The organism is Streptomyces sp. NPDC005803 (assembly GCF_040630435.1).
Lineage (GTDB): Bacteria > Actinomycetota > Actinomycetes > Streptomycetales > Streptomycetaceae > Streptomyces.
Genome location: NZ_JBEXXO010000028.1, coordinates 44,007 through 70,616, shown reverse-complemented (window position 1 = coordinate 70,616; position 26,610 = coordinate 44,007). Strand labels below are relative to the sequence as shown.

Below are 26,610 nucleotides of genomic sequence, written 5' to 3'. Positions count from 1 at the left end.
GGTTCGGATCTCGGGCTTCAGCCCTTGACGGCGCCGGCCGCGAAGCCGGAGGTGACATGGCGCTGGAGCAGCAGGAAGACGACCAGCGCGGGCAGGGCGAACAGCGTCGAGGCGGCCATCGTGGCGCCCCAGTCGGTGCCGAAGGTGTTCTGGAACGACGACAGCCAGACCGGCAGCGTGCGGCTGTCCTGGTGCTTGATGATCAGGAAGTTGGCGTAGGCGAACTCGTTCCACGCGGTGATGAAGCCGAACAGCGAGGTCGCCATCAGCCCCGGTGCGAGCAGCGGCAGCGCCACCCGGCGGAAGGCGCCGGTCCGGGTGCACCCGTCGACCTGCGCGGCCTCCTCCAGCTCGGGCGGAATGGTGGCGATGAAGCCGCGCAGCACCACGATCGAGAACGGCAGCGTGATCATGAAGTAGACGAGCGTCAGCGTCGGCAGCCGGTCCAGCATGTCCGTGTCGCGGGAGATGATGTAGATCGGGATGATCAGCGACTCCCAGGGCGCCATCTGGGCGACGAAGACCATGAGCATGAACTGCCGCCGCCCCTTCCAGCGCATCCGCGCGACGGCGTACGCGGAACCGATGGCGACCAGCAGCGCCAGCAGGATCGAGCTGAGCGTCACCAGGATGCTGTTGCGCCAGAACAGCTCGAACCCGTCCGCCCGCACGGCCGTGCGGAAGTGGTCGAGCGTCCAGGTGTGCGGGAAGAGCTCGGGGTCGGCGGACTGGATGTCCCGCGACGGTTTGAAGGCGGTCGAGATCATCCAGTAGACGGGGAACAGACAGACCAGGACGGTCAGCACGGCGGCGGCGTTCAGCGGTATCCGCCGGACTCTCGGGCGCGGCGGGGTCATCAGGACTCGTCCTCCTGGCGGAGCATCTGGCGGAAGTACAGGACGAGCACCCCGGACATCAGGACCACGGTGAGCATCGAGGCGGCCGAACCCAGGTCGTAGCGCTGCCCGGCGAGCGCGGACTGCACGGCGTACACGGGCAGGATCGTCGTGGCGTCGCCCGGACCGCCGCGGGTCATCACCCAGATCTGGACGAACGCCTTGAACGTCCAGATCACTTCGAGGGAGAAGACCAGCAGGAAGATCGGCCGGAGCACCGGGAAGGTGACCGAGCGGAAGATCCGGGAGCCGGACGCCCCGTCCAGCCGGGCCGACTCGTACAGCTCCGCGGGGACCGTGGTGAGCGCCGAGTAGACGGTGATCGCCGCGAACGGCACCGACTGCCAGACGATCAGCAGGACCAGGATCGAGAAGGCGGCGGTGCCGTGGGCGAACCAGGGATACCGCTCGAAGGAGGTGAAGCCGGCCTCGGTCAGCAGCCGGTTGACGATGCCGAACTCGGAGTGGAACAGCCACTGGAAGACGGTCGTCGCCGCGACGACCGGCATGGCCCACGCCAGCACGAGCGCGCTGAGCACCGTCGTGCGTCCGAACCGGCCCAGTCGCTCGGTCATCAGCGCGACCAGGGTCGCGATCACCATGATCAGGACCACGTTGACCGCCATGAACAGGAAGGTGCGCCGCACGACCTCCCAGAACCGCGGGTCGGACAGCAGTGTCCGGTAGTTCCGCAGCCCGACGAACTCCGCGTCGCCCATGATCAGCTGGCGCAGCCGGAAGTCCTGCAGCGAGATCAGCACGGCCCGCAGGAGCGGGTAGAGGAGCAGATAGAGCATGCCGCCGACGGCGGGTGCGATCAGGACGTACGGCCAGAGGCCGCGAGGGCCCCCCGGCCGCCGCCGGTGCGGCGGTCCTGCCGTGCCGGTCGCCGGGCGGCGCAGGCGGCTGGGGGGTGCGGTCCGTTCCCGGATGACCGACACGGCACGCCTCCTTTCGATGGGTCGGGTGTACGGGCGGAGGAAGGGAGCGGGGTCAGGAGGCGGTGTTCATGGCCCGGGTGATGTCCTGTGAGGCCTTGGCGGCCTCCTTCGCCGGGTCGCCCCCGGTCAGGACGGCGGCCATGTAGTCCTTGATCGGGTTCTCCGCCTCGACGGCCGCCCACCCGGGGGTGTTCGGCGTGGCGTGCCCGTTCGCCGCGCCGACCGCCATCGCCGCCGCCCCCGGATCGCCCGCCACCGCGGAGGCGAGTGTCGTCCGGTTCGGTACGTAGCTCATGGCCACGGCCAGCTTCTTCTGCCAGGCGTCACCGGTGAGTTCCTTGATGAAGGTGAGCGCCGCGTCCTGCTTGCCGGACGCCGTGGGGATCACCAGATCGGAGCCGCCGGTGAACACGGCGCCCGGGGTGTCCGCGCTCTTGCCCGGGATCGGGAAGAAGCCGAGCTTGCCCTTCAGCGCCGGGTTCTTCTCCATGACGACCTTGGCGCCGCCGGGCGTGGAGATCACCTGGGCCACCTTTCCCTGGGCCATCACGTCGGCCTGCGGCGGATCGTCCTCGTCGGAGTCCTTGGGTCCCTTGCCGAGCGCCTGGAGCTGCCCGTAGAACTCCATCCCGCGCAGCGCCTCCGGGGTGTCCAGCGCGCCCTTCCACTTCCCGCCGGACTCGGTGGCGAGGTCGCCGCCCTCGTCCCAGACGAAGCCGGCCAGCGCGTACCACATCTGTCCGGGCAGGTAGATGCCCTGCGTACCGCCCTTGTTGAGCTTGCCGGTGGCTTCGGTCCACTGCGCGCGGGTCTTGATCGCGGTCGCGTCCACTCCCGCCTGCCGGAACAGATCGGTGCGGTAGACGACCACGCGGTTCGCCGCGTAGTACGGGATGCCGTACTGCTTGCCCTCGTACGCCCCCGGCTCGGCGAGCCCCTTGAGCCAGTGCTCGCCGTTCAGCTCGCCGACCTTGTCGCTGAGGTCGAGCAGCCCGCCGCTCTGGGCGAACTGCGCCACCTGGGTGTTGCCGCTCTCGATCACGTCCGGTGCGTCGTTGCTGGCCAGGGCGGCGGTGATCTTCTCGCCGATGCCGTCCCACTCCTGGATCTGGACCCGGACCTTGATCGTGGGGTGCGCGGCCTCGAAGCCCTGCACGAACTCCTTCTGGAACTGCGCCGAGACGCTGTCGCGCATCAGCCACACATCGATCTCGCTCTTCCCGTCACCGGACGCCCCGCCGGAGTCGGACGACGAGCTGCAGGCACTGAGGACGGCGGCCATCACGAGCGCGGACCCACCGGCAAGCAAGCGGTACTTCACGGTTCACCTCTGGGAGACAGGACCTGACCACCTGACCAGTGAAGCCCACTGGACAGCTCACCTCTTGATGGTGGATGAAGGTGGCATAGACCAATGAGGTCGTCAACCCCCTTGGTAGCAAAGGGATTTAAGGATCTCCCTGAAAAGTAGCCAGCGAAGTTACTCCTCGGCCGGGCTACACTTCCCCTGACCAGTAGCCCAGTTCGCCGGACTGGTCCGCTCAACTGGTAAGAAGGCGAAGTGTCAGAAGGGGGCAGCGCATGGACGCCGACGCAACAGGGGCGGTGCTCAAACGGGAGAGGGCCCGCGACGCCGTGCTGGAACTGATCGAGTCGCGCCGCCCGGGAGACGCCATCCCTTCGGAGCGCGCCCTCTGCGCCACGCTCGGCGTCTCCCGGCCCACCCTGCGCGCCGCGGTCGACGAACTGGTGGCCGCCGGGCTGCTGGTGCGCGAGCACGGTCGCGGCATGTTCGTCGCGCCCGCGAAGATCACCCAGGAGCTGGTCTCGGCCGACCTGGCGCTGACGGTCCCGCAGGCGGCGGGGACCTGGTCGAGCCGGCTGCTGGAGTTCACTACCCTCCAGGCCGGCGCCCGGGTCGGCCGCAAGCTGCGCATGTCGCCCGCGGCGGACATCGTGTACGTGGCCCGGCTCCGGCTGGTCGACGGCGCCCCGATGGCGATCGAGCACCTGCACATCAGGGCCGGGCTGGTGCCGGGACTGTCCGCCCAGGAGCTGGAGAGCGGCGACCTGTACGAGCACCTGCGCGAGCGCCACGACGTGCACGTCCACGAAGCGGTCCAGGCGATCGAGCCGACCGTGGTGACCCGGGCCGAAGCCCGGCTCCTGGACGTGCCGGAGCTCTCTCCGGCCCTCCTCTTCGAGCGGCTGACCTCGGACACCACCGGCTGCCCCGTGGAGTACGTGCACTCGCTCTACCGGGGCGACCGCTACCGGATAGTCTCCCGCCTGGCCCTCGGCCCGGCGGCCGCCGTGGAGCCCGTGGAGGGGGCGCACCATCCGGGCATCCCGCCCGGGGACTTCGCCCAGGGAGACCCGATCGCGTCGTCCACCCGCGGCGACATCCAGTCCGGCGACTGACCCCGGTGTCACCCGGCGCGCCGCCGGCGCGCCCCTTCCTCCGGCCGGTGCGTCTGTTGTGCGGGCCGGCGGGGAAGGCCACTGTGGTCGACACATCCGACGTCACCGACCCCACGAGGTGCCTCGCATGACCTCCTCCACCAGCCGCCGCGCCGTCCTCGGCGCACTCCTGACGGGCGGCGCCTTCGCCGCCGCGCCCGTGCCGCCCGGCGGCGAACGCCGCCCCGGCCCTGCGCCGCACCCCGCGAAGCGCCGGGCGCGCGGCACCGGAACGCTCTTCCTGGGCACCTACACCTCGACCACCCCGGGCGGCACCGGCATCGGGGTCGCCTCCTACGACACGGCGACGGGCGCCCTCACCTCCCGGACCGTCGTCACCGGCGTCGAGAACCCCTCCTACCTCGCGCTGCACCCCACCGGCCGGACGCTCTACGCCGTCGACGAGCAGGACGACGGCGGCGTCACGGCCGTGGCGCTCGCCGGCGGCGCCTTCCGGGTGCTGGGGAGGCGGGCCACCGGCGGCGCCGGCCCCTGCCACCTCTCGGTCCACCCGGGCGGGAAGTGGCTGCTCAGCGCCCACTACACCTCCGGCAGCGTCGCCGTGCACCCCCTCGCCGCCGACGGTTCGGTCGGGGAGCGCACGGACCTGGTCGCCCACACCTCACCCGCCCCGGGGCCCGGCCAGGACGGGCCCCACGCCCACCAGATCGTCACCGTCCCCGACGGCGGGCACGTCCTCGCCGTCGACCTGGGCAACGACACGGTGTACACCTACCGGCTCGACGAGGACCACGGCACCCTGGAGCAGCTCTCGTACGCCGCACTGCGCCCCGGCGCCGGACCCCGCCACCTCACCTTCCACCCGGGCGGCCGCCACGCCTACCTGGCGTGCGAGCTCGACAACACCGTCGTGGTCTGCGGTTACGACCCCGCCACCGGCACCCTGACCCCCGGCGACCCGCAGCCCACCGGAACGGGCGGGGGCACCAGCTATCCCGCCCAGCTCCTGGTCACCGGCGACGGCCGGTTCGCCTACCTCGCCAACCGGGGGCACAACAGCCTCACCCGGTACGCGGTGGAGGACGGCGGGGCCACGCTGCGGCTGCTGGACACGGTGCCGGCCGGCGGAGACTTCCCCCGGCACACCGCCTTCTCCCCGGACGGGTCCCTGCTCTTCGCCGCCAACCAGCGCTCGGGTACGGTCACCGCCTTCCACGTCGACGAGTCCACCGGCGCCCTGACCCCGGCCGGGGCCCCGTTGCCCGCGCCGGCCGCGGTCTGCGTGCTGCCGCTGTAGCCCGTGCGGGGCGGCGCCCGTCCGTTAGGGTCGTGCCGAGCCGCGGGTCGCCCCGGACGCGGTGCGACGGATGAGGGAGACACAGTGCGCTTGAGAGTGGAGTTCACCACCGAGCCCTTCGATCTCGACGAGGCGCCGGCCCACGCGGTCGTGGCCCGCGAGGTCATCCAGTCCGCCGAGCTGGACGCGGTCGATGTCGGCCCCTTCGGCAACACGGCGGAGGGCGGCGCCGACGAGGTGCTCACCGCGGTGGACGCCCTGCTGCGCCAGGCGCTGGCATCCGGTGCCACCCGGGTCTCGCTCCAGGTGAACGTCATCGGGGAGGACCCGAAGTGACCGGTCCGGCCGACCACTCCCTCGTCCCCGCGGACCACCCTCTCGTCACCGCCGTCAAGCCGCTCGTCGACGCCATGGGCGCCGAGCTGCTGGGACCCGAGGAGGCGCGGGCCGACGACGTCGTGCTGGCCTGGGAGGGCGAGGACGTGATAGCCGTCCGGCTGCCCCAGCTCTCCGAATCGCTGGACCACATCCTGGCCGCGATGGAACGCCGCCACGGCAAGCCGCTCGCCGAGCTGGACCGCAGGACGAAGCAGGAGGCCGTACGGGCTCTGGAGGCACGCGGTGCCTTTTCGGTACGGCACGGCGTCGAGACCGTGGCGGGGGCCCTGGGCGTCAGCCGCTTCACCGTCTACAACTACCTGAACAGGGAGAACCCCTCCAAGGGGGCGTGATCGGGCCGCCGGTAGATGTGAACGGCAGATGAACGTGCGGGCCGTCGTCCGGGTCACCGGACGACGGCCTTTTACCTGAATGGAATTTCAACAAACTGTTGACGTGGTGTGGTGGAGGGCGTTAGCTATCCGCAGCCCGACCAACGCACAGCGAAAAGCAGCCACGGAGGCTCCCGTGACTTCGAGTTCCACGCCGGGCCTCGCCCGGTTCAACACCCTGGCGGACGACGAGGCGGCCACCGCGCTGCACGAGGTCTGTGCCAGTGCGGCCTGGGGAAGAGCGATCCTCTCCCATCGCCCGTACGCCACGGCGAAAGCCCTGCTCTCCGCGAGCGACACCGCCACGGCGGCACTCGGCGCGCAGGACCTGGCCGAGGCCATGGCCGGTCACCCGCCGATCGGCCGCCCGAAGCCCGGGGACCCGGCCTCCGCCCGCGAACAGCGGGGGATGGCCGGCGCCACCGAGGAGCTCAAGGCCGAGATGCTCGCACTCAACCTGGCCTACCAGGAACGGTTCGGGCACGTCTTCCTGATCTGCGCCACCGGGGCCACCGGTGAGCAGATGCGCGACGCGGTGAAGTCCCGGATCGGGAACACGCCCGAGCAGGAGCGCGCCGTCGTGCGCACCGAACTGGGCAGGATCAATCGCATCCGCCTCACCCGTCTCGTCACGGAAGGCCCGTAACGGCTCGTCACACCTCCGAGCAGAAGGAGAGGGAAGGTCGTGAGCACCTTCGCCACCGCATCGGTGTCCACCCACATCCTGGACACCAGCATCGGCCGCCCCGCCGCGGATGTCGCCGTCTCGCTCGCCGCCCGCTCGGGCGGCGACGCGCGGTGGGTGACCCTCGGCGGATCCGCGACCGATGCGGACGGGCGCTGCAAGGACCTGCCGGCCCTGCCGGAAGGCACCACCCACGTACGGCTCGACTTCGAGACCGAACCGTACTTCGCCAGCAAGAAGCAAGCCGAGGCGCAGCAGGACGCCCCCCGCGTAAGGGACAGCGGTGCGTTCTTCCCGGAGGTGGCGATCACGTTCGCCGTCACCCCGGGCGAGCACTATCACGTACCGCTGCTGCTCAACCCGTTCGGCTACTCCGTATACCGAGGGAGCTAGCAGACACATGCCCACGATTCTCGGCCAGAACCAGTACGGCAAAGCAGAGAACCGCGTCGTCAGGATCACGCGGGACGGCGACACCCACCACATCAAGGACCTGAACGTCTCGGTCGCCCTGTCCGGCGACATGGACGATGTCCACTACTCCGGCTCGAACGCCAACGTCCTGCCCACGGACACCACCAAGAACACGGTGTTCGCGTTCGCCAAGGAGCACGGCATCGAGTCCGCCGAACAGTTCGGCATCCACCTCGCCCGCCACTTCGTGACGTCGCAGGAGCCGATCCGGACCGCACGGATCCGCATCGAGGAGTACGCCTGGGAGCGCATCGCCACCTCCGACGGGAACTCGCGGTTCATCGGCGCCGACGACGTCAAGCACTCCTTCGTCCGCAAGAACCAGGAGATCCGCACCGCCCAGATCACCTTCGACGGTGAGAAGTGGCAGGTCATCTCGGGCCTCAAGGACCTCACGGTGATGAACTCGACCAACTCCGAGTTCTGGGGCTACGTCAAGGACAAGTACACGACGCTCAAGGAGGCGTACGACCGCATCCTGGCCACCGACGTCTCCGCCCGCTGGCGCTACAACTGGACCAGCGACGAGCAGCGGATGCCGAACTGGGAGAAGTCCTACGAGCAGGCGCGCAAGCACATGCTCCAGGCCTTCGCCGAGACGTATTCCCTCTCGCTCCAGCAGACGCTGTACCAGATGGGTTCGCGCATCATCGACAGCCGCAGCGAGATCGACGAGATCCGCTTCTCCCTGCCCAACAACCACCACTTCCTGGTGGATCTGGAACCGTTCGGCCTGAAGAACGACACCGCCGACAGCGCCGTCTACTTCGCGGCCGACCGCCCGTACGGACTCATCGAGGGCACCGTGCTGCGGGACGGCGTCGAGCCCCGGATCCCGGTCGACCTGACCAACCTCTGACGCGGCGCCGCGCCGGCTCCCGTCCGTCCACGGCGGGCGGGGACCGGCCGGCCCGGAGGACGTACCCATGGCACAGCCCGCACGGGGGACCGCGCACGCGCAAGGCCCGCGTCCCACCACGCCCGAGAGCCCGGCCCACCCGGTGGCCGGGAGTCCCGCCCCGTCGCGGCGCGCCCCCGCGGCACCGGCGCCGGAGCCCTCGTCGAAGCTCCGGCCGACCCGTTCTTCCACCATCTCGGCACCCACGGCCGCACGGCCGTGGCACTCAAATCCTCCTGGGGCCCTGCCGTGCCCACATCGCTGATGAGAGAAGGAAGCACCATGGCAGCACCGGAAGCCCCCGGCCGAGTGGAACGCATCGTCATCGAGAACTGCTCGATCGCGACCGTCGACGCCGACGACACCGAGTACGCCTCGGGCCATGTCGTCGTCGCGGGCAACCGCATCGAGTCCGTCGGCGCGGGCCGGGCGCCCGAGGGCCTGGCGGACGTCGTACGCCGGATCGACGGCACCGGGCACCTCGCCACGCCCGGGCTGATCAACACGCACCACCACTTCTACCAGTGGATCACCCGCGGCCTGGCCACCGACCACAACCTCTTCGACTGGCTGGTCGCGCTGTACCCGACCTGGGCGCGCATCGACGAGCCGATGGCCCGCGCCGCCGCGCAGGGCTCGCTCGCGATGATGGCCCGCGGCGGCGTCACCACCGCCATGGACCACCACTACGTCTACCCGGAGGGCTCCGGCGACCTGTCCGGCGCGATCATCGGCGCCGCCCGCGACATGGGCGTACGGTTCACGCTCGCCCGCGGGTCCATGGACCGCAGCGAGAAGGACGGCGGACTGCCGCCGGACTTCGCCGTCGAGACCCTGGAGGGGGCGCTCGCCGCCACCGAGGCGACCATCGACGCGCACCACGACACCTCCTTCGACGCGATGACCCGGATCGCCGTCGCGCCCTGCTCCCCGTTCTCCGTGTCCACCGAACTGATGCGGGAAGGTGCCGCGCTGGCGCGCCGCCGCGGGGTCCGGCTGCACACGCACGGCTCGGAGACCGTGGAGGAGGAGAAGTTCTGCCACGAGCTGTTCGGCATGGGCCCGACCGACTACTTCGAGTCCACCGGCTGGCTCGGCGACGACGTGTGGATGGCGCACTGCGTCCACATGAACGACTCCGACATCGCCGCGTTCGCCCGCACCGGCACCGGCGTCGCGCACTGCCCGTCCTCCAACGCCCGCCTCGCCGCGGGCATCGCCCGGGTCCCGGACATGCTCGCCGCGGGCGTCCCGGTCGGCCTCGGCGTCGACGGCACCGCCTCCAACGAATCGGGCGAACTCCACACAGAACTGCGCAACGCCCTCCTCATCAACCGTCTGGGCCCCCACCGCGAACGCGGCCTGAACGCCCGTCAGGCCCTGCGCCTGGGCACGTACGGCGGCGCCCAGGTCCTCGGCCGCGCGGAGCAGATCGGCTCACTGGAGCCCGGCAAGCTCGCCGACCTCGTGCTCTGGAAGCTGGACACCCTGGCCCACGCCTCCATCGCCGATCCGGTGACCGCCCTGGTCTTCGGCGCCGCCGCCCCCGTCACCCTCTCGCTCGTCAACGGCATGCCCGTCGTCGAGTCCAACCGCCTGACCACCGTGGACGAGGACGCCATCGCCCGCGACACCCGCGACGAGGCCCGCCGCCTCGCGCGGATCGCCGCCGGGGGCTGAGGCTCCGGCGCACCCCGTGACCGGCCGGCCGAGGGGGACGGCCCTCGGCCGGCCGCCGTGGACCCGAGCGGGGTCCACGGCAACCGGTCCGGGAGGCGCGTACCCAGACGTACGCCCCTCCCGGACCGGTGCACCGAGCTGCCCGCACCAGCTGCATGACCTGCCCCACCTGTATCAACGCACCACACACGGGGCCCGGTCCGGTGGACCGGTCCCGGCACCACCTCCCTGACACCCACGTCGCCGCAGACGTGTACCCGACCGGAGGAACCGCCGTGGCAGCTACGCCCAGGTTTCGCAACGACGCACAAGCAGCCCGTCTCCTCGACGGTGAGCCGGAAACGGCCCCGCCCGGCCGGAAGCATCCGGTCGACGAGACGCTCCCCCCACTGAGGATGTTCACCAGCGGTCTCCAGCACGTGGCCGCGATGTACGCGGGCGTGGTGGCCCCGCCCATGATCGTGGGCCCCGCCGTGGGCCTCACCGCGAAGGAGACCGCCTTCCTGATGGGGGCGAGCCTGTTCACCGCGGGGATAGCCACCCTGCTCCAGACGCTCGGCTTCTGGCGTATAGGCGCCCGGCTGCCGTTCGTCAACGGCGTCTCGTTCGCCGGGGTGACGCCGATGGTGGCGATCGGCAAGGACCGCGGACACGACGGCATCGCCGTGATCTTCGGCGCGATCATCGTCGCCAGCCTCCTCGGCTTCGTCCTCGCCCCGTACTTCTGCAAACTGGTCCGCTTCTTCCCGCCCGTCGTCACCGGCACGGTCATCACCCTGATCGGCGTCTCCCTGCTGCCGGTCGCCTTCAACTGGTCCCAGGGCGGCAACGCCCTGGCCGACGACTACGGCTCCACCACCAACATCACGATGGCGGCGGTCACCCTGGCGATCGTCCTGGCGCTGCGGAAGCTGCTGCGAGGCTTCCTCCAGCAGATCGCGATCCTGCTCGGACTCGTCATCGGCACGATCGTCGCGATCCCGGTCGGCATCACCGACTTCGGCGCGATCAAGGACGCCGATGTCGTCGGCTTCCCCACCCCGTTCCACTTCGGGGCGCCGCAGTTCGAGATCGCCGCGATCGTCTCGATGTGCATCGTGATGCTGGTCTGCATGACCGAGTCGACCGCGGACATGCTGGCCCTCGGCAAGATCGTCGGCCGGCCCGCCGACGAGCGGACCATCGAGGGCGGCCTGCGCGCCGACACCCTGGGCAGCGCCGTCAGCCCGCTGTTCAACGGCTTCATGTGCAGCGCCTTCGCCCAGAACATCGGGCTGGTGGCGATGACGAAGGTCCGCAGCCGCTTCGTCGTCGCCGCGGGCGGCGGCATCCTCATCCTGCTCGGTCTGTGCCCCGTGGCCGCCTCGGTCATCGCGCTGGTGCCGCTGCCGGTGCTGGGTGGCGCGGGCATCGTGCTCTTCGGCTCGGTCGCGGCGAGCGGCATCCAGACACTGGCCGCCGCCGCCCTGGAGAAGGGCGAGAACGCGCTGATCGTGGCGGCCGCCGTGGGCGTGGGCCTGATCCCGATCGCGGCGCCGGAGTTCTACCACGCCTTCCCGAAGGACCTGCTCGTCGTCCTCGACTCGGGGATCTCGACCGGGTGCGTGGTGGCCATCGTCCTCAACCTGGCCTTCAACCACCTGGGCCGGAAGCCGGACACCGAAACCGAGACGCCCACCCAGGAGTGCGAAGCCGTCAACGTCGCGCAGACGGCCGTACTCTGACGGCGCGTCACGCCACTGTGGGGCGTACGGCCGCGCCCGTGAGGGCGGCCGTACGCGCCACAGCCGTCTGCGGCCCGGGCCGCGTCAGCCGATGTGGAAGCTGTCGCCGTACACCTTCCAGTCGAGCGGCGGGTCCAGGTTCAGATTGCCCTCGTCGAGGAAGACCCGCTGGGCGGTGTCCACCCGGCTGGTGTCCGAGTGGGCCTCCTCCTGCCGCATGGCCCAGACCCGCGCGTCCAGGAAGGCGTTGAGGTACCTGACCTCGTCGCCCCCCTGGGCCGGCGGCTTCGCCTGCGCGAGGGCGCGCTTGCGGATGGAGCCGAAGCTGGTGCTGTCGCCGCCGTCGCCGTGCATCACGATGGCGTCGTAGTACGCGAACTGGCCGAGCGTGCCCAGTCCGTCGCTCTTGCCCCGGCTGACCGCCGGGTCGAAGTACACCCGGTCGCGCTCGTCGTTCTGCGCCTCCTGGAACGCCGGGTCCCCGGCCGCCGCCTCCCAGGCGTCGGTGAAGCCGGGGTCGAGGCCGTCGTGCGAGTCGGTGCCGTCCACGTCACGCAGGGCCGGCAGGTACTTTGCGAGGACGTTGCCCGGTTCCCGCTCGGTGTACAGCTCGACCAGGTCGAGCATGTCGCCGGTGCCGGAGCAGAACCCGATGATGCCCGCCGTGTAGCCGCGACCGTCACCGATGTCCTCGATGTAGCCGTACTGGCCCTTCCAGTCCAGCGAGGAGTTCTCCGCGCTGGAGACCAACTGCATGGCGATGTCCTTCTTCGCCGGATCGTCGAGCCCGTTCGCGGCCGCCTCCTGGTGGTGCACCGCCGTGGGGGCGGGAGTGGTGCCGGCGTAGGCCGTGGCGGGGATCGCCGTGAGGGCCAGGCCGAGGGCGACGAGCGTAACGCGCATGGATCGGTTGCCGCGACGTGCGGTGCGCTTGTGGGGAGCGTGCACCAGTCCTCCAAGGGAGTTCGTCGTTCCGATTCTTCTGTTAGGAAGCTTTCCTATCAGACTCGGCCGACGGGCGTACACCCCTGCGACACGGGCGAGTTGGGCGTGCCCGGAGACGTGAAAGCCCCGCACCGGGGCGTCGGGGCGCCTGGTGCGGGGCTGCGGAGTGCCGCGAGTCAGCAGTTCAGGTAGGCGATGTGGATCCACACGCCGGTGGGGCCGCCCCACAGGTCGCCCATCACCCAGTTGCCCTGCTGGCCCCGGTAGTCGAGGTTCTGACCCCGGTTCACCTGGCCCAGGACGGGGTAGTCCGTGCCCGGGCCGCCGCGGAAGTTCACTCCGTTGTCGTTGACCGTGCAGACGAGCGTCGGGGCCGCCTCGACGCCGCGTGCGGCGGGCGTGCTCGGGGCGGCCTGGGCGGCCGGGGAGACGGCCAGTGCGAGTCCGGCGGTCAGCATCGCCGCGGCCAGCAGAATCTTCTTCATCATGTCGCTCACTCCTCGGTGATCCGGCCCACGAAGCGTGTGCCGTCCGCCCGCCTCAACGGGGCGGACCGCCCTCGGGACACGGCCCGCAGCCGCCCGTCCCCCCGGAGTGAAAGCGCAGGTCACATGCGGTGCGCACCGGCGCACACAGGTCACTCGGTCAACGCTTCGCGCGCCCGTCGATCATGGGTTTACGAATCGCCCGACCCCTTGATCAGATAGCTGTCGTCGTACACCCTCCACCGCAGCGGTGTCTCCAGACCGAACTTGCCCTCGCGTACGAACACCCGCTGCTCCGTCTCGACCCGGTCGGTGTCGGTGTGCGAGGGCTCCTCGCGGATCGCCGCGACCCGGGCGTCGAGGAAGGCGTCGAGGTACGCCTCCTCGTCGCCGCCCTTGGCGGGGGGCCGGTCCTCGGCGAGTGCCTGACGGCGCATCGTACGGAAACCGACGGTCCCCTCCGTGTCACCGGAGCCGTGCATCACATAGGCGTCGTAGTAGATGAACTGGCCCAGCGCGCCCAGCCCGTCCTCCTTCGCCTGTCTGACCGCGGGGTCGAAGTACGACCGGTCCCGCTCCGTGTCCTGGGCGCGCCGGAACGCCGCGTCGTCGGCGGCCTCGGACCACGCCTCGGTGAACGGACGGCCGAGTCCCGTGTGCGCGTCGGTCCCCCTCACCGCGCGCAGCGCGGGCAGGAACCGCTCCAGCCGGTTTCCGGGCCGGGCCTTCGTGTACCGCTCGACGACGCTCAGCATGTCACCGGTGCCGGAGCAGAACCCGATGATGCCCGCCGTGTAGCCGCGGCCGTCACCGATGTCCTGGATGTACGAGTACTGCGCCTTCCAGTCCAGGGTCGAGTTCTCCGCGCTGGAGACCAGCTGCATGGCGATCTCCTTCTTCGCCGGATCGTCCAGCCCGGCACCGGCCCCCTTGCCCGAGGAGCCGCCCGGACCCGCCCCCGCGCAGCCGGAGAGCACGGCGGCGGCCATGACGAGAGCGGAGAGGGTGACGACCGGGGAACGCGGAGTGAGCTTCACCTTTCCAGCCTGCCAGGCCGCGGGAGTGATCTTCGCCCGATCGGCTGTAGCGTCAGGGGTATGGATGATCAGTCTGTTGTGGATGTCGGCGACGTACGTCTGGCGTACCGGACCTGGGGCGACCCGTTCGGCTCGCCCGTCGTGCTGCTGCACGGCCTCGGCGATTCCGCCGCGAACTGGGAGGCGGCCGGGAGTCTGCTCGGTCAGGAATGGCGGGTGTACGCCCTGGACCTGCGAGGTCACGGCGAGAGCGACTGGCCCGAGGAGTACGACTTCGAGCTGATGCGGGACGACGTCCTCGGCTTCCTGGACGCCTGCGAGCTCGACCGGGTCGGCCTGGTCGGCCACGATATGGGCGGCGTCGTCGCCCACCTGCTGGCACAGGAGCACGCGGACCGGGTGGAGCGGCTGGTGCTGGTGGAGACCCCGCCGCCGTTCCCCGGTGCGGCGGGCCCCGCCGTACCGCCCGAGGGCCCCGTCGACTACGACGAGGCGGTACTCGCGGCCGTACGCACCCAGCTGGACGACCCCGACCCGGCCTGGGCGGAAGGTCTCGGCGAGATCGTCGCGCCGACGCTCATGCTCGCCGGCGGCCCGGCCAGCACCATGCCGCAGGGCCGCCTCCAGGACATGGCCTCCCTGATCCCGGACTGCCACCTCATCACCCTCGGCGGCGGCCACCGGCCGCACGAGACCCACGCCGACCAGGTCGCCCAGCAGATCACGGAGTTCTTCACCAGCTGACGGGGAGCGGGCCCCGGGGCGGCCGGCCGGCTCACCCGGCCCGCGCGGAGCCCGCCGTCACCGGGGTGTGACCGAGATACGCGTCACAGGGGCAGGAGCGGATCTCCCCGGCGAGCTTTTGGCGCTGTGAAGTTGATGTCCGTGGCAGGCAGGACCCGAACGCTGCGATCAGGAAAGTCGATGTGCCGGTAGATTTCGTTGTGATGGGCGATCGACTGGTCCGGAAGGGCGAAGTCCGTCGGCTGGGGGCGGACCGATGTGGTGTGCCCGTCCGCCACCAGCACCAGGTCGTACCCATGGCTGAGGGCCTGGCGGGCGGTCGTCTCCACGCAGTTCTCGGTGGCAAAGCCGGTGACCAGGACCTCTGTCACGCCGAGCCGGATGAGCGTCTCGTCGAGATCGGTGTTCAAGAAGGCGTCCGCACAGGTCTTCGTCACCACCGGCTCTCCGTTCCGCGGCGCCAGTCCGGGCAAGGTATCGCCGCACCCTTGCTGCCGAACCGTGATGACGGGAACGTTCGCAGTACGCGCCCGAGAGCTGAGCCCCGCGATGGTTGCGACGGTGTGGTCAGGGCGGTGCATGAGGGGCCTCATGGTGTGCTGCATGTCGATGACGAGGAGCGCGGCACGGTGTGGCGTCGGTGGCATCGGCCTACCGTAGCCGTCCCTCTGCCGTGGCGACGGACCGTCCCGAGGCATCGTGTCGGCCCGCATCCGTGACGCGTGTGCGGCCTGCCAGGCAGGCGGCACCCGCGATCGGAAGGATCAGGAGCGCGAATGCTCCGGCAAATGCCGGGAGCCGGTTCGTTGACGCCGCTGAGACTGCCGTGAACAGAGCCGACGTCACGGCCAGGACCAGGGTCTGGCCGAGGTTCTGCGAGGTCTGCATCGCGCCGCTTGCGTAACCCTGCCTGCCGGCCGGAGTGTGCGCGAGCGACAGCAGGGTGAGCGACGGCGTCGCGAGCCCCATGCCGACGGCGGCCAGCGCCATCGAGGACACCGCTGCGGCCGGAGGCACCGCCGGCATGGTGCACAGGGCCGCCACCGCCACCGCCACCGCCATGATCCCGGCCCCGATGGCGACCAGTCGGTGTCGCGACACCCGGTTCTGCAGGCGACCCTGCATCCAGGAGCCTGCGGCCCAGGCAAGTGCCGCCCCGGTGAACGCGAACCCTGTGACAACGCCTGGCACATGTCGCGCTGTGCTGAGCATCAGGGGGACGAAGGCTTCCAGCGTGAAGAACGCGCCCGAGGTCAGCGCGCGCAGGAGCACCGTAGCGGGCAATCCGCCCCCGGCTCGCCAGGTGTGCGGTGGCAGCAGCCGCGGGGCAAACGCCACCAGCACCACTACGCCGACCGACGCGCATAGCGCGTGCCATACATTCCAGGTAGAAACGCCGTACTGGGTGAGAGCCGCGGCCACGCTCACCGCCACTGCCGCGGGCAACGCGGGCCGCCGCACGGGTGCCTCGGGACTTCCAGGTTTTTGCGATGCTCCTGGCTGTGCTGATCGTCCGCGAAGGAGCAGCACAGCGGCCGCGGCAGGGATCAGGGTGAGCCCGGCGACCCCGAAGAACACCGCTCGCCACGACCACGACGCGGCCACGAACCCGGCGAGCGGGGGGCCGGCCAGTGACGGCACGATCCAGCACGCACTCATGAGGGACAAGGCGCGGGCGCGCAGGTGATCCGGGTAGGACTGCCCGATGGCCGCGTTGACGGACACCGCTACCAGGCCCGCCGCGATCCCGTCGGTGAAGCGTCCCAGGACCAGTTGCCAGATCGTGGTACTGGTTGCGGAGACGAGGAGCGTCGCGACGGTCAGGATCACCCCGGCTGTCAGCGGTCGCCGGGCCCCGGCGCGATCCGCCCATGTCCCGCCCAGCACACCACCCAGCAGGCTCGCCGCCACGAATGCCCCTGCCACCAGCGGGTAGAGACCGACTCCGTCGAGGTCTCGGGCGGCCACCGGCAGCAACGGCATCACCGCCAGAGCTGCGAACCCGGTCAAGAACATCACCGCGGCAAAACTCGCGGTGACCGCCAGATACGTACGGGAGAAGAGCTTGGGGGTGGGAAGGGGATCCGACGGTTCACGTGGGTCGCTTGTCACCGGCAGCAAGGTACGGCCCAACTCCGCTCCTGACCAGTGCTTTTAGGGCGGGTGCACGGGAGTGTGCCGTCGGACGACGCAGCTCCTCCGCCAGCGCGGTGAAGACCATCGCCTCGAAGTGCTCGCGGACGAACTGCGCGGTCCGGGTCTGGTCGACCACGCCCTTACGCCGGTCTTCGTGGACACGCGCTTGCAGAAGTGCCTCACTTGCCTGACCCATAAGCCGTGCTGACAAAGCTCCGCCCGTACACACTGGCCGTCGGGAAGAGCGGTGAAGCCGAACTGCGCATCCCGGGCCGACATCAGACCCGCCGTCCGGACCACCAGGTGAGCACGCACCGCGAACACCGGTACAACCGTGACAACTGAAAGAGGAGCAGATGCCAACGGAGCAGCAACTGGCGGCAGGAGGGATACTCGCCAGCCGCTACCAACTGGAGCAGCCGCTGGGCCGCGGTGGGATGGGCGATGTGTGGCGAGCCCTGGACCTGGAGCTGGATCGGCGGGTCGCGGTGAAGGTGCTGCGGGTCAACCAGATCGGTGACGGTGAGACGAGAGACACGGCATTGGCCCGGTTCCGCCGGGAAGGAAGGGCCGCCGCTCGTCTCAATCACGTCCACATCGCCACCGTTTACGATCGTGTTGCTCACCCAGACCAGCCGTTCTTGGTGCTGGAGCTGCTGGCGGGCCCGGATCTGGCGGGCTTACTGAAGAAGCATCCAGGCGGGCTGCCGATCGGGACCGTGCTGGAGTACGGGGCGCAAGCCGCCGAGGGCCTGGCTGCCGCCCACAAGGTGGGGGTGGTCCACCGTGACGTCAAACCGTCCAACCTGATGCTCGACGGCAGCGGGACGGTGAAGATCTGCGACTTCGGGATCGCTCGCGTGGCAGGTGCCACCGCCGGCCTGACAGAAGGTATCCGCATCGGCACCGTTTACTACATGCCACCCGAACAGTGGCTCGGCGAGCCCGTCACCGACGCCGCGGACGTGTACGCCCTGGGCGCCACCCTGTTCCACCTACTCACCGGCCGCGTACCGTTCCCTGGGGACCCGGGTGAGGTCATGGGCCAGCACCTGCACAAGGCTCCGCCACCGCCCAGCAGTCTGCGCCCCGCCATCCCTCAGGCCCTCGACGCCTACCTGCTCACCTTGCTCGCCAAGGCCCCCTCCGTCAGACCACCGGCCCGCACCATCGCCGCCCACCTCCGTGCCCTCATCTCCGTCGATGCCAGGGCCGAGGTGCCGCTCAACGACGCCGAGTTGACGGGTTGGGCTCCGCTCCTGCCGCTGCCACCGGCGGAAGAGCAGACACTTCGTTCGATGGACAGTGTCATCTCCACCCAGATCGAGTTCGTCAACCAGCGCAGCGAGGCCGTAAGGATCTACTGGCTCGACTACCAGGGCTCCCGCACGCTCTACACGCAGCTCGCCCCAGGCGCGGCCTACATCCAGCAGACATATGTCTCACATCCATGGATCATCACGAACACAGCGGAAACCCCGCTCGTCATCTTCCAGCCGACCGAAACACCGGGCCGGGCGACCGTCTACTGACCAGGCTGGTCCACGTGCTGGCGTCGCACACTTGCCTCACCTGCGGTGCTCCGGTCCCAGACAGCAAAAAGCCCGACTCGATTCGAGCCAGGCTCCGAGACCGTCCCGAGCCGCCGCGCCGGATCAGGGCCCGACGACGAGCCAGAGGATCAGCACGGCGTCCAGGTCCCGGTCGTGGCGGCAGACGACGAATTCGCTGTCTCCTCGCACGGCCGCGGCGTAACGGTTTCCCAACTTGGCGCGTAAGAGGGCTAGTTGGTGTGCGGCCACGGCCGCGACGTGTGATGAGGGAGGTTGCACTCTGCTCGTTACCCACCACTCTGGATCGGGTTGCCCGGCACGCCCCTGTGCGCGGATCAGGGACCCGGCCGCGACCGGCCGGCGGCCGGGTGCCCCGGCGGCCGGGTGCCCCGGCGGCCGGGCGGGGAGCGGGCAGGTCCACGGGCTCAGCTCTCCGGCTGCCAGTCCGGGCGCCTGCCGCTGCGGGCGACCGCCCGGTCCAGCAGGGGCGCGTCCTGCGCTACGGGGACCGGCGGGCCGAACGGGGCGGTGGCCGGCGGGTTGTCGCCCAGGTCGGCCAGCAGCGCCATCGAGGAGCGCAGATGCGCCTCCTCGGCCCGGTACGGCTGCCCGGTCGACCTCGCCAGGTCCCAGCCGTGCAACACCAGCTCGTTCAGGGCGACCATGCCGGCCACCTCGCCCGGCAAATCCACGCTGCCCGCCCGGGTCATGCCCTGCCAGGCGTCGGGGGAGCGCCAGGCCGCCACCATCTCGTCGAGTGCCACGGGCAGCGTGCTGCGCCACCCGTCCGCCAGCACCCCCGACTCCACCGAGGGCGCCGTGTCGGTCGACGCCCCCAGCTCCTTGCGCGCGGCGTCGCGAAACGCCATGGCCAGCCCTTCGACGTGGGCGAGCATCGCGCCCACCGTGACGTCGGGGCAGGGCGTCGGGCCGGCCAGCCGGGCGTCGTCGATGGCGCCGAGCATCCCGGCGATCTGCCGGGCCGCGGGTTCGAGGTCGAGAAGCGGTGCGGAGTTCGTCTGCGTATCCATACCTGTGCAGACTGCCCGAGCGCCCGGAACTCATCGCCCGGCGCGCCGCCCGGCCCGGCAGAACGATCAGGGCGGTCGGCGCGCACCATCCGTCCCCGGACCGCGCCGGTGGGCGGCGCTCCGGCCGGCGTCGTCGCGTACGCCACCGGGCAGCCCCGGTCACGACCGCGCCGCTTCGGCGGACCGCCCTCGACGGCGCGTCGGGCGACACATCCCCGGGGCACACCGGCACATTGCGGAAGGTTCCGCTCCGTCCTCTTGTCGGCGACCCCCGCCCCGTGCGATACAGGTCTGGACCATTGCTGTCGGATGGAAGGCACCACCGTGCAACGCCCCCACGCAACCGCCGCGTTGGCCTGTTCCGCCGCCCTGCTTCTCGCCACTCTCACCGCCTGCGGCTCCGAAGCCGAGGCGGACACCAGGAAACCGACCGCACCGCACGGGGTGACCGCCCAGGCGAGCAGCGCGACCTCCGCGCACGTCATGTGGGAGCCGGCCACCGACGACAAGGCGGTCACCGGGTACGACGTCTTCCGCCAGGGTGAGAAGGTCAGGTCCCTCCCGGCGGCCAAGGTGATGACCGACATCGACGGGCTGACCGCCTCGACCGCCTACCGCTTCACCGTCCGGGCCCGGGACGCCGCGGGGAACCTCTCCGCGCCGAGCGCCGCCGCGGACGTCACCACCCCCGCGCCGCCCGCCGCCGATCACGAGCCCCCGACCCGGCCGATCGGACTGCGCGGGAAGGCCGACGGCGGCAGAGCCGCGACCCTGTCCTGGGGCGGCTCCACGGACGACGTCGGCGTCACCTCGTACGACATCTACCAGGAGGGCTCCCGCATCCACAGCGTGCCCGGCACACGGACCACGGCCCGCCTGACCGGGCTGCGCCCCGGAACCGTCTACAGCTTCACCGTGCGCGCCCGCGACGCGGCCGACACCTCGTCACCCGACAGCGACACCGTCGACGTCACCACCGCGACCGCCCCCGGCGCCCCCGCCGCTACCGCCCCCACGGACCTGCGGATCACGAGCAGCGCCCAGGGCAAGGAGTACGCCGTCGACCTGGACTGGAAGCAGCCGGAGACCGGCGGGAAGATACCCGCCTACCAGCTCTACCTGGACGGCAGGCTGACCACCACGATCGTCTGGGGCGGCGAACCGCCCGTCGGCCGGGCGAGCTACCGGCTCACCGTCGGCGAGCCGCGCGGCACCCGTCATTCGATGAAGATCCGGGCCAAGCTCCCGGACGGGAAATGGGGTGACTTCTCGGCGGCGCGGACCGTGGTGCTCGGGGACTGACCAGCTCCCGCGCACCGGGGTCAGCGGGTGACGCGCACCGATTCCACCCACGGCGGCGGCTGCGGAGGGTCCCCGCCGACGAGGGCGGCGACGAGCCGGCACGAGGGCGACTCGTCGGGCCAGGGAGTGAAGCCGTCGGTCAGGACGATCACGATGCGGGGCCGCGCCGGGGCGGCCAGTGCCGCGGCGATGCCCACCCGCATGTCCGTACCGCCGCCCCCGGTCAGGGTGATGTCCGCGGCGGCCGTCACCCGGGAGACAGCGTGCACGTCGGCGTCACAGGCCAGCACGGTGACCCGGTTGCCACGGATGCCCACTTCCCGCAGCACCCCGGTGACTTCGCCCAGCGCGGCGGCGAGCTCCGCCTCGCCCATCGAGCCCGAGGTGTCGACGACGACGGCGACCCGGGGCAGCGGACGCCGCAGACTCGGCAGGACGACCCCGCGCAGTGCCGCACTGCGGCGGGACGGCCTGAGGTAGGTGTAGTCGACCGCGCCGGACGCCCAGGCCGCCGCCTCGCGTACCGCACCGGCCAGCACCTGCCGCCAGTCGACGGTCGGCTCCATGATCTCGTCGGCCCACCGCTGCCAGCCCGCCGGCAGGGAGCCGCGGCTGCGCAGGTGGGCCCGCATCGCCTCCGCGGTGTGGCGCCGCAGCGCCTCGGCCTCGACCCGGCCGAGCCGGGCCGGTCCCTCGGCGCCGGGCAGTTCCCACGGCACCGGCTGGGCGTGCGCGCCCGACCCGCAGTCGTGCGGCGGCGGGCTCGGCGGCAACTGCGGAAGGTACGTCTCGAAGAGCTGCCCGACGGGCAGGCCGAAGAGGCGGGGCTCCACCCGTCCGGCCGGGAGCGCCAGCCCGTCCGCGACGAGGTCGTCGTTGATCTCACAGTCCTGGGCGACGTTGACGCGGTGATGGTCACGCTGACCGGCGGCGGGGAGGCGTCCGGCGCGGCCGTGATGGTCGCGCAGCAGGTGCGCGACCTCGTGCACCCACACCCCGGCGAGCTCGGCCACGGGTGTCGCCGCGACGAAGGCGGGGGAGACGTAGCAGCGCCAGTGGCGGTCGACTCCCATCGTCGGCACCCCGTCGCTCTCCACCACGGACAGGGCGTAGAGCGCCGACGCCAGGTAGGGCCGGTCGCCCGCCGCCCGGTAGCGGGCGGCGAGCAGCTTGGTCAGGTCCAGCCGGAGCCGCTGCGGGGCGGTCTCTCCTTCCGGCTCCGGCATGCGCCTCAGCCGTTCCGCGGCAACGCGCCGGACAGCTGCAGCAGTTCCACGAAGGCGTCGATCCCTGCGGGCACCGGCCAGTCGGCGTCGCGCATCGACGCCAGGTCGACCGCGGCCCTGGCCGCGACGTCCGGGACCCCCGCTTCCACGGCCTTCGCCAGCACCGCCCAGCCCGCCTCCCAGCGGCCCCGGGTGAGGTCGCCCTGGACGGCGGCCACGACCGCGATGAGGAAAGCCAGTTGCCGGTCGCCGCGCTCGGGCAGGGCGAACGCGTCGGGGTCCGCCAGCACCCGGTCGGGATCGGGCAGGTCCAGGTTCTCCAGATACGACAGCAGCTCGATGCCCGCCCCGTCCCCGACGGCCCCCGTCAGCGCGGCGGCGACCGCCTCCCGGCCGGCGCCGGTCGCGTACCCCGTGGCGAGCAGCCGCAGCGCCATGTCCCAGGTCCGGGGCGACGGCCAGGCCCGGCCCCGGCTCTCCGCGTCGGAGGGGAGGTGGTGGACGAGGCCCGGCCGGGCGGTGAGGAAGCCGGAGACGGCGCCACGGGCCCGGGCCACCGCCCCGGCCGTCCTGGTCGCGTCGACCACGGGGACGGCCGCCTTTGGCCAGGTGCCGGCCATGCCGCGCGCGACGGTGCGCGGATCGTGGGCCCATCGCAGGTGCACGAAGCGGTTGGCGAGGGGCGGGCTGAGGTGCCAGCCGTCCGCCGCGCTCGACGGCGGATTCGCCGCCGCCACGATGCGGACGGACTCCGGCAACGTCAGGCTGCCCACCCGCCGTTCGAGCACGACGCGCAGCAGCGCCGCCTGGACGGCCGGGGGAGCGGACGACAACTCGTCGAAGAACAGGAGCCCCTGGCCCCGCCCGGCGAGCCGGACCGCCCAGTCCGGCGGCGCCATCGGCACCCCGGTCACCGCCGGATCGTCACCGACGACGGGCAGCCCGGCGAAGTCGGAGGGTTCGTGCACGCTGGCGATGACGGTCTCCAGCCCCAGGCCGAGGCCGGCGGCGAGCTGTTCCAGGGCCGCCGACTTGCCGATGCCCGGCTCGCCCCACAGCAGGACCGGCTGATTGGCCGTCACGGTCAGTGCCAGGGCCTCCAGTTGCGGGTTCGCCGCCGCTTCGGTCCGAGTGGCGCGCAGCCTGCGGTTGAGCGCGTCGGCCGCGGCCAGCGGGGCTGTCGCGGGGGCCGCCGGGGCGGGCGGTGACTGCGCCGGGGTGCTGTGGGCGAGGGTGCTCACTCTTCTTCACCTTCCTGGTCGTCCTCCCACTCCTCCCACCAGTCGGCCCCGATGCCCGGATGCTCCTTCCGCACCCGCGCCCCGAGGAATTCCAGGTCGCTCCGCCGGTACTTGCGGATGACCTGGGCCAGGGAGAGTTCCATGTGGTCGACGACGTCGGTGCGGGCGCCCGCGTCGACGAGCGCCCGCACGAGCGCCGCAGATCCGCGTCCGGACACCGCCGTGGACAGGGGAGTGCGGTGCAGGCAGTCCCTGGCCTCCAGGTCGAGACCGGCGGCCAGGAGCCTGGGGAGCAGGACCCGGTGGTCGAGCAGGGGCAGCACGTGCAGGAGGCCGCGCCGGCCGCCGTCCCGGATGTGCGGGTCGAAGCCCGCGTCCAGGAGTTCCAGGACCCCCGGTGTGTCACCGTGCTGGGCCCGCAGGAAGAGCTCACGCCGCTGCGCGGCGAGGGCCCGGGGCAGCCGGCCCGTACCGGAGGTGCAGGCGTGCTCGACGGCGAAGCAGCCGGTGACCGCCCCGCCGAACGCCCGCAGCGCGTTCTCGCGCTGCCGTTCCTGCTCGCTGTGCGGGGACGCGAGCGTTCCGTCACGGAAGACGACGTCGTGCCAGCCGCCCCGGCATCTGACCCGGACCGGCGCGGGAGGCGTCGGCCCGGGTGGGCCGAACGGCCCGTCGAGGCCGGGGAAGAGCGCCCCCGCGACCAGCGGATGCAGTGCGGCGGGGGTGACGCCGCCCTCCCGCAGGAGATCGAGGTCGGGCGGCCTGCGCCAGACCGCCTCCGGCAGGAAAGCCGCGCCTTCGGCGGCCTCGCGGCTCACGACGGCGACCTTCAGCCGTCCGCGGCGGGTGAACTCCAGCAGGATGCGGGCCCGCCAGTCCACGCCGATCTGGAAGCGCTCCGCCGTGCTCGCTCCGGCGAACCGGCGGACCTCCGCCTCCAGCCGGGGGATGTCGAGCGCCTGCCCGGTCATGATCTGCTCGGGGCTCGCCCGGTACCACGCGGGCATGTCCGGCGGGGTCGGATCCCATGCGATCCCGGCAGCCGCGAGCGCCGCGGCGACCTGGCCGTCCCGGAACAGCAGGGTGATCCATTCGGCGCGGGCGACCGCGTCCTCGGCGCCGGGGTCCTCGCGGGGGAGGGCGGCCGCCGGACGCGGCGTGCCGTCGGCGTGCAGGAAGGGCAGCCGGTCCGCGCCACCGGCCCGTGCCCGCAACTCGCCGGCGTGGCGCGCGTCCCACAGATGGCGCAGGCCGCGCCAGTCCTCGACGCCCCCGGAGAACACCCCCGGGGGCGTCTCGGCGGCGCCCCGGTGCCGCACCGGGCCGAACCGGAGGGAGATCCGCTGGGGTCCGTCGGCCATGGGCGGGGTACGCAGGTGCAGATACGGCGCCGTGGCGCCCGGCCCGTCGGCCGCGCGGCCGTAGCCCGCGAGCACCATGGTCAGGTCGGTGGCGAGGGTCGAGCGCCCTCCGAGGATCCGGGGAAGATGCCAGCGCAGCAGGTCCGGTACCAGGTGGCGGAGATCGTCGCCGAGCGCGCGGGCCACGTCGGCGCCGTCGCGGGCGGCAACGCCCGCGGGGTCGAAGTCCACGTCGAACCCGGCCGCCGCGCAGGCCCCCTGCCAGTCGTCGGCCGTCCGGCGTGCGGCCGACTCCTCGATCATCCAGCGGGGCACCGCGTACCGGCGGGCCCGGCGCAGGCTCGTCAACGCGTCCGGTGCGAGGAAGCGGACCGTGTCCCGCGCGCTCACCGGTAGACGCTCCTGACGGCGCGCAGGTCCGCGTGGGCGCCGGTGTCGGGACGCAGCCGCGCGGCGAAGGACCGCTTCACCCTGCGCGGCAGCCCCGGGCCCAGTCCCACGTACTCGAGCCGGGACCCCGGACCGACGGAGGCGAGCAGGGACTTGGCGCCCCGGCCGGTGAGCCCGGTGTGGCGCAGCTCCAGCCGCCGCAGCGGACTGCCCGGCAGGGCTTCGGCCAGCGCGTCGGCGCCGGTGTCCCCGGTGGCGTTGGGCGGGGCTCCGAGGCTGCGCTCCGAGGGCGGCCGGCCCAGGTCGAGTGCCTCGATCCCGCCGAGCGCGTCGGCGAGGGCGCGCGCCCCGGCGGGGCCGATCCCGTTGCCGCCCAGCCCCAGCCGGACCGGGCGGGCCGGGTCGGCGGCGGCTGCCAGCACGGCGGCGCCCGAGTCGCCGAGGTGGTTGGACGGCAGGCAGAGCTCCCGTACACCCGCGTCCCGGATCAGCCGGGCCAGCAGCGGCGCCGCCTCGGCCCCGAGACCGTTACCCCCGAGGAACAGCCGCTCGACGGGCCGGGAGCGCCCGCACAGTACGTCCAGCAGCGCCCTGAGCCCGTCGGCCGTGATCCCGGTGTTGACGAGGTCGAGGGTGCGCAGGGTGGTGTTGCGGCGCAGCATCGGGACGAGGGCCCGGACGCCGGCGTCCCCCAAGGGGTTGCGCTTGAGCCACAGTCCCCGGACGGTACCGTCGTCGCCCAGGGCGCCGGCGAGCGCGGTGACGCCGTCGGGCCCGATGCGGTTGCAGCCGAGATACAGGGTGCGCAGGCCATGGCCTTCCGTGGCCGTCGCCTCCGCGACCGCCCTGGCGCCGTCGTCGCCCAGGGAGTTGGTGCCGAGCAGCACATGCGTGGCGTGCGGGGAGCCGGTGAGGGCCGTCATCACCCGCGCCGCCCCGGCCGCGCCGAGCCCCTGCTTGCAGAGATCGAGCCGTCCGTCGGCCCGCAGCGTACCCAGCGCGAACGTCTCGTCGGATGTGACGGGGCGTTCGGCCGCCAGCCGTTCCAGCAGCGGACCGAGCAGGGCCGGGTCGGCGAGCGGGAGGTCCGGGTGCTCAATCGCCGGACAGCGCACCGGCATCGGCTGTGACATTGCTGCTCCCCAGTTCCCCCGGCCGGTTTCCCGGCGGGGGGAGGGGCGACCGCCCGCTCCGCCCGTGCGGGACGAACCGGCACCGTCGACTCTCCTCCACGAAAAGGCGGCAAGACCGGTCGGATTCGAACCGACGTCCTCCAGCTTGATGCTCGGGCGCGACGACCTCTGCGCTACAGCCTTGCCGTGGGTGATCCTAGCGGCGGCGGAACCGCGTTCGCACACCTGTACCCGAGTTGG

General features: G+C 71.8%; 26 protein-coding genes. 13 read left to right on the top strand and 13 right to left on the bottom strand.

Features of this window, described 5'->3' with window-relative positions; all coding sequences use genetic code 11:
* Window positions 1-17: 17 nt before the first annotated feature.
* From ABZ454_RS31580 to ABZ454_RS31570, 3 genes are read right to left on the bottom strand one after another with little or no spacing between them, the layout of a single operon-like run.
* Window positions 18-857, bottom strand: coding sequence for a carbohydrate ABC transporter permease (locus ABZ454_RS31580; RefSeq protein ID WP_356325469.1), 840 nt, complete (start codon window positions 855-857; stop codon window positions 18-20).
* A complete protein-coding gene (locus ABZ454_RS31575) occupies window positions 857-1,837 on the bottom strand; it encodes a sugar ABC transporter permease (protein WP_359542995.1) in 981 nt (326 codons plus the stop codon). Before ABZ454_RS31575 ends, ABZ454_RS31580 begins: the two co-directional genes overlap by 1 nt.
* 52 nt (window positions 1,838-1,889) lie before the next feature.
* Window positions 1,890-3,158: an extracellular solute-binding protein gene (locus ABZ454_RS31570; protein WP_359542993.1), complete on the bottom strand. Its 1,269-nt coding sequence runs from the start codon at window positions 3,156-3,158 to the stop codon at window positions 1,890-1,892.
* Window positions 3,159-3,418: 260 nt separating this feature from the next.
* Between ABZ454_RS31570 and ABZ454_RS31565 the strand changes: the two genes are divergently transcribed.
* The 9 genes from ABZ454_RS31565 (at window position 3,419) to ABZ454_RS31525 (ending at window position 11,786) form a co-directional block, all read left to right on the top strand.
* Window positions 3,419-4,258, top strand: a complete 840-nt coding sequence (locus tag ABZ454_RS31565; RefSeq protein WP_359542991.1) for a GntR family transcriptional regulator — start codon at window positions 3,419-3,421, stop codon at window positions 4,256-4,258.
* Between the two features lie 127 nt (window positions 4,259-4,385).
* On the top strand, window positions 4,386-5,555 hold the full coding sequence (locus ABZ454_RS31560; RefSeq protein ID WP_359542990.1) for a lactonase family protein: 1,170 nt from the start codon (window positions 4,386-4,388) through the stop codon (window positions 5,553-5,555).
* A 96-nt stretch (window positions 5,556-5,651) separates the two neighbouring features.
* Window positions 5,652-5,891 (top strand): hypothetical protein, encoded by a 240-nt coding sequence (locus ABZ454_RS31555; protein ID WP_359543043.1) that lies wholly within the window; start codon window positions 5,652-5,654, stop codon window positions 5,889-5,891.
* Window positions 5,888-6,286: a helix-turn-helix domain-containing protein gene (locus ABZ454_RS31550; RefSeq protein WP_359542989.1), complete on the top strand. Its 399-nt coding sequence runs from the start codon at window positions 5,888-5,890 to the stop codon at window positions 6,284-6,286. The genes ABZ454_RS31555 and ABZ454_RS31550 overlap by 4 nt, the downstream gene beginning before the upstream one ends.
* 175 nt (window positions 6,287-6,461) lie before the next feature.
* On the top strand, window positions 6,462-6,971 hold the full coding sequence (gene uraD, locus ABZ454_RS31545; RefSeq protein WP_359542988.1) for a 2-oxo-4-hydroxy-4-carboxy-5-ureidoimidazoline decarboxylase: 510 nt from the start codon (window positions 6,462-6,464) through the stop codon (window positions 6,969-6,971).
* Between the two features lie 39 nt (window positions 6,972-7,010).
* Window positions 7,011-7,403 (top strand): hydroxyisourate hydrolase, encoded by a 393-nt coding sequence (gene uraH / locus ABZ454_RS31540; RefSeq protein WP_356325486.1) that lies wholly within the window; start codon window positions 7,011-7,013, stop codon window positions 7,401-7,403.
* Window positions 7,404-7,410: 7 nt separating this feature from the next.
* The gene (gene pucL, locus ABZ454_RS31535; RefSeq protein WP_356325488.1) at window positions 7,411-8,343 is read left to right on the top strand and encodes a factor-independent urate hydroxylase; all 933 of its coding nucleotides are present in this window, start codon (window positions 7,411-7,413) and stop codon (window positions 8,341-8,343) included.
* A 321-nt stretch (window positions 8,344-8,664) separates the two neighbouring features.
* Window positions 8,665-10,062: an 8-oxoguanine deaminase gene (locus ABZ454_RS31530; RefSeq protein ID WP_359542987.1), complete on the top strand. Its 1,398-nt coding sequence runs from the start codon at window positions 8,665-8,667 to the stop codon at window positions 10,060-10,062.
* Between the two features lie 275 nt (window positions 10,063-10,337).
* Entirely contained in the window at window positions 10,338-11,786 is a 1,449-nt protein-coding gene (locus ABZ454_RS31525; RefSeq protein WP_356316992.1) for a nucleobase:cation symporter-2 family protein, read from the top strand.
* 84 nt (window positions 11,787-11,870) lie between these two features.
* Here ABZ454_RS31525 and ABZ454_RS31520 read toward each other — a convergent pair whose 3' ends face one another.
* The 3 genes from ABZ454_RS31520 to ABZ454_RS31510 form a co-directional block, all read right to left on the bottom strand.
* The gene (locus tag ABZ454_RS31520) at window positions 11,871-12,734 is read right to left on the bottom strand and encodes a chitosanase (RefSeq protein WP_359542986.1); all 864 of its coding nucleotides are present in this window, start codon (window positions 12,732-12,734) and stop codon (window positions 11,871-11,873) included.
* Window positions 12,735-12,907: 173 nt separating this feature from the next.
* Window positions 12,908-13,219, bottom strand: a complete 312-nt coding sequence (locus tag ABZ454_RS31515) for an SH3 domain-containing protein (RefSeq protein ID WP_356316996.1) — start codon at window positions 13,217-13,219, stop codon at window positions 12,908-12,910.
* A gap of 188 nt (window positions 13,220-13,407) precedes the next feature.
* Entirely contained in the window at window positions 13,408-14,253 is an 846-nt protein-coding gene (locus tag ABZ454_RS31510; RefSeq protein ID WP_359542984.1) for a chitosanase, read from the bottom strand.
* Window positions 14,254-14,313: 60 nt separating this feature from the next.
* On the opposite strand from ABZ454_RS31510, the gene ABZ454_RS31505 reads away from it, so the two are divergent.
* A complete protein-coding gene (locus ABZ454_RS31505) occupies window positions 14,314-14,997 on the top strand; it encodes an alpha/beta hydrolase (protein ID WP_356317000.1) in 684 nt (227 codons plus the stop codon).
* Window positions 14,998-15,080: 83 nt separating this feature from the next.
* On the opposite strand, the gene ABZ454_RS31500 is transcribed toward ABZ454_RS31505, so the two are convergent.
* Together ABZ454_RS31500 and ABZ454_RS31495 are read right to left on the bottom strand one after the other, a co-directional pair.
* On the bottom strand, window positions 15,081-15,578 hold the full coding sequence (locus tag ABZ454_RS31500; protein ID WP_359542982.1) for an isochorismatase family protein: 498 nt from the start codon (window positions 15,576-15,578) through the stop codon (window positions 15,081-15,083).
* Window positions 15,579-15,648: 70 nt separating this feature from the next.
* The gene (locus tag ABZ454_RS31495) at window positions 15,649-17,013 is read right to left on the bottom strand and encodes an MFS transporter (RefSeq protein WP_359543041.1); all 1,365 of its coding nucleotides are present in this window, start codon (window positions 17,011-17,013) and stop codon (window positions 15,649-15,651) included.
* A gap of 321 nt (window positions 17,014-17,334) precedes the next feature.
* On the opposite strand from ABZ454_RS31495, the gene ABZ454_RS31490 reads away from it, so the two are divergent.
* Together ABZ454_RS31490 and ABZ454_RS31485 are read left to right on the top strand one after the other, a co-directional pair.
* On the top strand, window positions 17,335-17,478 hold the full coding sequence (locus ABZ454_RS31490; RefSeq protein ID WP_359542981.1) for a hypothetical protein: 144 nt from the start codon (window positions 17,335-17,337) through the stop codon (window positions 17,476-17,478).
* A gap of 11 nt (window positions 17,479-17,489) precedes the next feature.
* Entirely contained in the window at window positions 17,490-18,665 is a 1,176-nt protein-coding gene (locus ABZ454_RS31485) for a protein kinase (protein ID WP_359542979.1), read from the top strand.
* Between the two features lie 446 nt (window positions 18,666-19,111).
* Here the strand turns inward: ABZ454_RS31485 and ABZ454_RS31480 are convergent, their stop codons facing one another.
* Window positions 19,112-19,717 (bottom strand): TIGR03086 family metal-binding protein, encoded by a 606-nt coding sequence (locus tag ABZ454_RS31480; protein WP_356317008.1) that lies wholly within the window; start codon window positions 19,715-19,717, stop codon window positions 19,112-19,114.
* A 309-nt stretch (window positions 19,718-20,026) separates the two neighbouring features.
* Between ABZ454_RS31480 and ABZ454_RS31475 the strand changes: the two genes are divergently transcribed.
* On the top strand, window positions 20,027-21,019 hold the full coding sequence (locus ABZ454_RS31475) for a fibronectin type III domain-containing protein (RefSeq protein ID WP_356317010.1): 993 nt from the start codon (window positions 20,027-20,029) through the stop codon (window positions 21,017-21,019).
* Window positions 21,020-21,039: 20 nt separating this feature from the next.
* On the opposite strand, the gene ABZ454_RS31470 is transcribed toward ABZ454_RS31475, so the two are convergent.
* From ABZ454_RS31470 to ABZ454_RS31455, 4 genes are read right to left on the bottom strand one after another with little or no spacing between them, the layout of a single operon-like run.
* Complete coding sequence (locus ABZ454_RS31470; RefSeq protein ID WP_356317012.1) at window positions 21,040-22,245, bottom strand: VWA-like domain-containing protein; 1,206 nt, start codon at window positions 22,243-22,245, stop codon at window positions 21,040-21,042.
* A gap of 5 nt (window positions 22,246-22,250) precedes the next feature.
* Window positions 22,251-23,486: an AAA family ATPase gene (locus ABZ454_RS31465; protein ID WP_356317014.1), complete on the bottom strand. Its 1,236-nt coding sequence runs from the start codon at window positions 23,484-23,486 to the stop codon at window positions 22,251-22,253.
* Window positions 23,483-25,237 carry an ankyrin repeat domain-containing protein gene (locus ABZ454_RS31460; protein ID WP_359542978.1) on the bottom strand — a complete coding sequence of 585 codons (1,755 nt, stop codon included), beginning with the start codon at window positions 25,235-25,237 and terminating at the stop codon, window positions 23,483-23,485. Before ABZ454_RS31460 ends, ABZ454_RS31465 begins: the two co-directional genes overlap by 4 nt.
* The gene (locus ABZ454_RS31455) at window positions 25,234-26,370 is read right to left on the bottom strand and encodes a gala protein (protein ID WP_356317017.1); all 1,137 of its coding nucleotides are present in this window, start codon (window positions 26,368-26,370) and stop codon (window positions 25,234-25,236) included. The genes ABZ454_RS31460 and ABZ454_RS31455 overlap by 4 nt, the downstream gene beginning before the upstream one ends.
* Between the last annotated feature and the right edge of the window lie 240 nt (window positions 26,371-26,610).